Source organism: Methanomethylovorans sp. (genome assembly GCF_050177135.1).
Lineage (GTDB): Archaea > Halobacteriota > Methanosarcinia > Methanosarcinales > Methanosarcinaceae > Methanomethylovorans.
The window spans coordinates 1-7728 of record NZ_JBFXHJ010000106.1 but is presented as its reverse complement, the minus strand read 5'-3'; the positions used below and the strand labels follow the sequence as shown (position 1 = coordinate 7728).

General features: G+C 38.0%; 4 protein-coding genes. 2 read left to right on the top strand and 2 right to left on the bottom strand.

Going from position 1 to position 7728, the window contains the following annotated elements; all coding sequences use genetic code 11:
- The coding region (gene pglZ, locus AB7U21_RS08775; protein ID WP_428388374.1) for a BREX-3 system phosphatase PglZ at positions 1–1135 on the top strand (1135 nt) is incomplete at its 5' end.
- The gene (locus AB7U21_RS08770; RefSeq protein ID WP_428388372.1) at positions 1135–1890 is read left to right on the top strand and encodes a hypothetical protein; all 756 of its coding nucleotides are present in this window, start codon (positions 1135–1137) and stop codon (positions 1888–1890) included. The genes pglZ and AB7U21_RS08770, both read left to right, overlap by 1 nt.
- 77 nt (positions 1891–1967) lie before the next feature.
- Here the strand turns inward: AB7U21_RS08770 and AB7U21_RS08765 are convergent, their stop codons facing one another.
- Both AB7U21_RS08765 and AB7U21_RS08760 read right to left on the bottom strand, forming a co-directional pair.
- Positions 1968–2627, bottom strand: coding sequence for a hypothetical protein (locus AB7U21_RS08765; protein ID WP_428388370.1), 660 nt, complete (start codon positions 2625–2627; stop codon positions 1968–1970).
- Positions 2628–3818: 1191 nt separating this feature from the next.
- On the bottom strand, positions 3819–5246 hold the full coding sequence (locus AB7U21_RS08760; protein WP_428388368.1) for an ATP-binding protein: 1428 nt from the start codon (positions 5244–5246) through the stop codon (positions 3819–3821).
- Positions 5247–7728: the final 2482 nt, after the last annotated feature.

Sequence of the window (7728 nt, the reverse complement as noted above, 5' to 3'; positions counted from 1 at the left end):
TAGCGGCATATCTAAAACACGTGACAGTGATCCCAAGCTTCGTATAAACAGCCTTCTTGAGATTATAGAAAAAACGCTTCCTGATCATGAATCCCGTTACTTAGAATGGATCGACTTCGCGATGAAATGGGCAGAATTAAGAGCTCTGATTCATACAACGGATCAAAGGGAAAAACTGGAAAAATACACGCAAATCAGTGATCTTGTAAATACCAACTTTACAAATTGGCTTATCAGACATTATGCTGGCCTGATCAACCTTCCTCCGACAAATCCTGCAATGCTTCACCATGTTCCTCGTCGTATGGCAAGAGAACTGGAATCTGAGGGAGACATGAAGTTAGCTCTTGTTGTTGTCGATGGTCTTTCCCTTGACCAATGGGTCACTATCAGAAAAATCCTCCATGAACAAGACCCTGGTCTTGTCATGAGAGAATCAGCGACTTTTGCCTGGATACCTACATTGACTTCCGTATCAAGGCAGGCAGCTTTCTCGGGTAGACCACCTGTTTACTATCCAATGTCGATTAACACAACAAACAATGAAAGCAATCTATGGCGGCAGTTCTGGGAAGAACTGGGTTTGTCACGTCTGGAAATTGGTTACCAGCGCAGTTTGGGAGATGGCAATGCCAGTGAAATCCTTGATGAAAACTTGAATCTAGATCAATCCAAAGTCATTGGTCTGGTTGTTGATAAGGTTGACAAGATAATGCATGGAATGCAGTTAGGTACTGCAGGCATGCATAATCAGATCAAACAATGGTGTAAGGAAGGATTTCTTTCCTCTCTTATCGGATACCTTTTAGATAATGATTTCCAGGTGTGGCTAACATCCGACCACGGCAATATTGAATGTAATGGAAAAGGACGTCCATCTGAGGGAGTTATAGCTGAAACTCGAGGTGAAAGAGTAAGGGTTTATCCAACTTCTGAACTGAGGGATTCAGTTGCCAAAACATTACCTTTTGCAGTTAAATGGGATCCTATAGGGTTACCTCCCAATTATTTCCCGCTGCTGGCTGAAGGGAGCGATGCATTTGTAAAGGAAGGGGAAGTCATAGTCGGGCATGGTGGAATCTCCATAGAAGAAGTCATCGTACCTATGGTGATATTTGAAAAGAGGATTCATTAATGAGTGAAAGGCACGACACCATTGGTATAAAACAGGTTATTCGCTATGAATGGATGGAGAAAACATCCAGTATGCTTCTTGCAGGAATGGATGAAAAATCGATACGTAAGGAATTGAAAGATTATCTTATAGTCCACAGAGGCAATGGCTCTGAAGAATTGCGTAGTGAGAACACATGTAAGTTTGTTGTCAATATTTTAATGAAAATCTGGGTATCACCTGATCAAGAAATCATGCCCCTTCGTGATTCAGCACTTTCAATGCTGAGCAAGTATCCCTCTCAAGCTCTTGCAATCCACTGGGCTATGATCTCGGCAGCTTATCCATTTTGGTTTAATGTAGCTTTGCATATTGGAAGGTTATTGAATCTCCAAGAAATAGTTACTCACCAGCAGATAATCAACAGGCTTAAAGAGCAGTATGGTGATAGACAAACCGTCAGTAGATACGCAAGATATGTAATTCGCTCTCTTGTAGTATGGGATGTTTTGAAGGATTCGGAGTGTAAGGGATGTTATAAAAGAGCAAAACAGTTCCCTATGCTTGAGAAAGATACATCTGTTTTACTTATCGAATCAATACTATACGCAATGCAGGAAGGAAAATGTTCTTTGAAAATGATAACAAGTTCGCCTGCGCTTTTCCCGTTCCAAGTACCAGTAATAACAGCTGTTTCCATTTTGCAAAAAACAAATCGAATTAACATAATTCATTATGGGGTTGATGAGGATTATTTGGAATTAAAGGAAAAGTAATATTGTACTTTTACTATTATTCTGGCTCGATAACTGTACTTTCATTATGCAAAAAATGATAGGATCTACACAAGTAATTATTCGTTTACAGACTCAATAATTGAAATTATTTCTTCTCGATTATATGACCCCATTCTTGCAACACCCTTTCTTTCCAATAGTTTAATATTAGGCATATCAGAAAACTTTTCTTTAAAGTGCTTGCTTGTAACCAACACAATTGTAGAATTAGAGTTTAAAAGAGAAAACCAATCTATAGTTAATAGATAACTGATAAACTGTATTGGCAAGAGTATAATTACGATATTTGATTCTGTAGTTTTTTCCAGGATTCTTTGACTAAAATCGGTTCTTTTGTCAAGAATCTCAATATCATTAGTACTAGAGATGTTGGAGACATAAGGTATTATAATTTCATCTTCTCCCAAAAGGCCATATCTGCCGGATATTATGTAAAGGGATATATTGTAATTAGACAAATTATCTTTGAAATCACGAACTTCGGTAAACATACCAGCAAACATTGTTCTTGCAGGCCTTAAGTAGTCCTGCAAAATCTCACGATACCTTTTTTCTAATTCAATGTTGTGCTGTGGTAGAGAAAGGTTGTTTTCTTCAAGTAATGCTTTTATCTCTTTATCTTTACCAATATCTCTTCCCCTGCCGAGTGAATTCTTCCACTTTTTAATTTCTGGTAATTTTATTCCTGATTCTTCCGTGAAAACAGTTACTCGCATCGATTTTTAATTAGATTAAGATAATATAAAGTTGTTGTTGAATTATACTGTATCCTGTCTACATTAAAAATAAGGTTCTCTTCAACATCGTGTGGGTGATTTCAATACCAATACATTAATAATCTTTTTTAGGAGAACAATTCTCTGTATGCCAAATGCCTGTTGACGTTTAGAATCGAAATCATGTGAAATTACTGATCCTGGCAGCCAAGATATGGTCAGTAAATCAGAATACTATTTTATTCCAAATCCCATACGAATTTACCCACTCAATATTGTGGAGATCCATTATAGTTATTAACCGTTCGTTTGAAACTTATGGTATGTACATCACAATCTGTTGAATGCGATTTTTGCATTCATAAGTTACAAACAATGAGTGTTTAACTATAATCTGTACTTCTAAAGTGAGAGTTGTTTGTTAAAACTTTAGGGATATTACCTGGAAGTAATATGGTTTTGGAAATCGGTAGTAATAACAAACGTGATAAGAACTACATCAACTTCATAGAGCCCATAGACATAATTGGCCTTTGTTCTTCAAAATGCAAGATGATTCCAACTTCCTCCAAGACGAATATCAACTAATCATATGCTATAATCCATTATTTTCGGATAAAGATAATACATCAGATACATACAATGGATCTCTGTTTGTAAATTTTAATTATAAATGGCTGCTCAGCATGAGAACAATATCAGCTTTGTTGATAAAATACATGAGAGACATGAACAGGTGCCTTAAAAAGCAAGACCGAATAATGGACCTGTAACATTGACCGTGCCCCTACCTTTAACGGCCACCAGGAACGCGACAGAAAAGCATAGGGACAAGTAAAGATGAAGTTGATAGGTTTGTGGGTCGAAGGCAGAAGTCTTCACCAAAGACATTCTATAAAGTATTTTGAAGATTGCCTGAACCTCATATTAAATTAGCTTAGCCGGAGAACTCCGATTTTAGTCACAAAGCACTAATGTCAGTGCAAACTAAAGTTTGTTGCACGAATTTCCCACCCCTTTTACGGTTGTATTGGACCAGTTCTTTGTTGTGCAATATTAAGGTCTGATAGTTCAATTGTTTGTAAAAACAGATCAGAGAACATTTTAAAGACCAGTAGAGGAAGCAATCAAGGTCTGAAATTTTATTCCACCAATGACATATAACCAAAGGTTTGATGAAATACTCATTCCTCATTTATCCCCGGATGAAAGATAACCATCCAATGTCAGCAGCAAAACATTTTCTTTTTCGGCGATCTCATACATCCTTTTTGTGAAACCCGACCTGCTGATAAGGGCAAAATGCTCGTTCCTCTCCAAGAACCATTTTACATGGCTGGCTTTCTCCTTGAGGCTGAAGTAAACATCAGCATCTGTTTTCTGCTTCTGCCATTTGCATTCGCAGAAAAGGATGTTCTTTGAATCCTGATCAAGGACAACTATGTCTATCTCATAGTCATTTTTCCCTTTTGGCATATTCGGGATCTTACCCCACTGTCTGCCTATAGATCTGAACCTGAAGGGAAGCTTACCCTGCAGGTTGAGATACATAAGCATTTCTTTCCCCACCTGCTCAAAAGTCTCTCCCAGATAACGGTCATAGCTCTTATCGAGGTCTTCTCTAACAGATGATACATCACCTGTCTCAATGGAATCCCTGTGAACCAGTACATACCGGAACCAGAAGCGTAAGAAAGGATCATCTATTGAATAAATGGTCTTTCGGGTAGACAACTTCTCTGCCACCGGGTGTTCTTTCCTCAAAAACCCAAGCTTTATGAGCGTATCAAGATAATAAGACAGGTCCTTGGTTTCCAAAAACGCTCCTGCAGCAATTTCTCCTGCCCTTGTTGCGCCTTTGGAAATGGAATACAGGATATTCATGTAGGTAGCAGGCTCCCTTAGTTCCTCACGAAGGAGGAAGTCACCTTCAGCATAGAGCACAGCTTCTTTGGAAAATATTGAATGCTCCACATTCTCGTAAAAGCTTTTATCCGGGTCAAAGAACCTGAGATAAAATGGAATACCACCTGTTGCTCCATATACCTGCATAAGCTCATCGGCTTCAAATCCCGGAAAAAAACCCTGCATATGCTGTAAAAGCAGAGGCATGACCTGCATCTGGCCAGTTCTCCTGCCATACAACGGGCTGGAATGAGCAAGTGTGGTCTTTTCCATCATAGAAATAGAAGAACCACAGAGGATCAGGTGGAATGGTCCGTCTTTTAGAATTTCATCAACTATGAGCTGGAACACCGATGGTATGGATTCATCTACCTGTGCCAGATAAGAAAACTCATCGATCACTATGACAAGCTTTTCATCTTTTTTCCACTGCTTTCGGATGTATTCAAACACCTCATCAAAAGTGTCAGCAGCAGGCTCAACATTATCGAACAGGCTTGAAGCTCTCTTCCTGAACCTGAGAGCATTGGACTGCGTACCCCTCATATCTGCCAAGAAATAGATATGTGGCTTGTTTTGTACGAAATGTTGGATCAGTTCTGTCTTTCCAACCCGCCGACGACCATAGATCACCGTGAAAGAGAAATTTCCAGAACTGTATTCCTTGTTCAAATATTCGAGCTCTTGAGTTCGATTAATAAAATTACGGAACATATTAATTATGATTTAGTTTAGTATTATTTATAGGTTCTGGAAATGTAAGGATCTGGTTTTTGCATAATAAAAGTTCTTTTCAATGCTTTTGTAGTCTCTGTACTTGCTTTTCTCTGAAACTACAGAAACTCTGCTCATATCTGGAGAATTGCGCAACTATAAGCCTTTTGGAGCTCTTGGACTTTTGTTTGTGGATATTGGCTACATGTTTTGAAATAGCATCATGGTAATGCAAATTATAATCCTGACATCAGAAAAATGGATAAATGCAGGAATCTGAAACTTGTTTCTTACTAAACACTCCTGCTTTTCCCCTCATAGTTGCTCTGGTGCCAGGTTAGCAGGTAAATAGTTGTTGGTTTCTCGAAATTGGCCCTTAAAAAACTCTTATTCATTCGTTCTTTACGAATTTGACCATCGATTTTAGGTTAAATGGATAGTGGTTTACTAAAATTTGATACTTATCCTTACCTTGATTGCACAAATAAAGAGCAATTATTGTTTAGTTTATCGAAAAGCGGTATAAAACACTAAAATTACATCAATTCTTGGCTTTTTTGAACCTTTTCCTTTTTAGTTTTAATAATTTAAACTCATAATACTGTCCCATCATCCGCTCAAATTCCTATACATCCCTTGTCGGGTCGTCCTTGCCTGTAGGCAAGTCCTTGCATAGGACACTAAGTATAATCAAAAATATCAGTTGCCTCAATTGACTATTGTATCGTAAAATTAGAGGATGAGTTGAAAACACCAAGATTTCAGATAAGAAGCTTAACTGTCCATTGTACTTGATTCATTACAGTTCATTAAATAGTGGGGACATGTATAGCCGCTATAAATGAGTTTACCAACACAGAGGTATGTTGATAGTGGCTATCCAGGACCAACGGACAATAATCAACGTTAATTAAAGGGATAGCAAATACTAGAACTACATAGATCAAGGGCTTATTTGGCTCTTCTCCATCTGAGTTTTAGTAATTTTATCACATCACACTGTTCCATTATCCACTCACACACCTATAGCATCCCTTGCCAGGTCGGCTTGCCAGAGGCAAGCCTTTGCATAGGCCACAGAGTAGTAAAAAAACCCCGACCGATGTTTTTTCGGTGTGGGGTAACTAAAAAGTCTACATGCTTTGGCACTAAGATTGCTTATGAAGCGAGAGTTGTTTGTTAAAACTTATGGGGATATTACATCGAAGTAATATGGTTTTGGAAATCGAGAGTAATAACAAACGTGATAAGAACTACATCAACTGCATAGAGCCCATAGACATAATTGGTCTTTGTTCTTCAAAATGCAAGATGATCCAAACTTCCTCCGAGACGAATATCACCTATCTATATGCTATGATTCACTATTCTCGAACGGAGATAATATATCAGATACATGTAATGAATTTCTGTTTGTCGAGTTTGATCATAAGTGGCTGCTCAGCATGAGAACAATATCAGCTTTGTTGATAAAATACATGAGATACATGAATAGATACCTTAAAAAGCAAGATCGAAAAATGAACCTTTAACATTGACTATGTGCCTACCTTTAACGGCCGTCTGCAACTCGACAGAGAAGGATAGGGCCAAGGAAAGCATGAAGTTGATAGGCTTGGTGGGTTGAAGGCAGAAGTCTTTACCAAAGACTTCTTATAAAGTTTTTCAGAGATTGCGGAGGTTGCATGTTGAATTGGCTTGGCCGGAGAAGTACTATTTTAGTCACAAAGCAATGATACTGGTGCAGACCTAAGTTTGTTGCTCAAATTTTCATCTAATCTTATGGTTTTATGGAATCAGTGTCCTGTTGCACAATATTCACTCAATATAGTGCAGTTGTTTGTAAAAAAGAGATCTGAAACATTTTAAAAACCTGGGTTGAAGTTCAGTTTACATAATGTGATCAGCAACCGATTCGAATCATCAGTTAGTAGAGATCTTTTGTGTATCAAATCGTCTTCAATGAATTGCCGGCGGGTGAAGCTTTGTGCTGATAATTGTAGAATAATGAGATCACTGCGCAATCAAAATCAAAAGAGCGTTATAGGTAAAAAATTAAGTACAAAAATCACATTATCTAAATATAAGCATTTTCGATATAAGGAGATTACTTGATGAAATTAGCGGCCAGATTAGAAGGTTGGTACGATCGGGCTGGTGGGCTTTACATAAGCCTTCAAGAATAATTGGAAGTCAAATGTAACATGCTCATTTCAAATTAGTTACAGTTGTAATATGCCAACAACAAAGACCAGCAAGATGATGAAAATGCTTAAACCACCTGAAAACAGATAATAGGATATATAACCGACCGGAGTAGGAACACATGTCATCAGGACCTTATCACGATCCTTCCATAGAGACCATGGAGAGAGGAGAACTGGATACATTGATAGATGAGCGTATTCGATACACTGTGAAATACGCCGTCAATAAGTCCTCATTTTATAGAAAATGGTTCAAAGAACACGGTATTTTACCT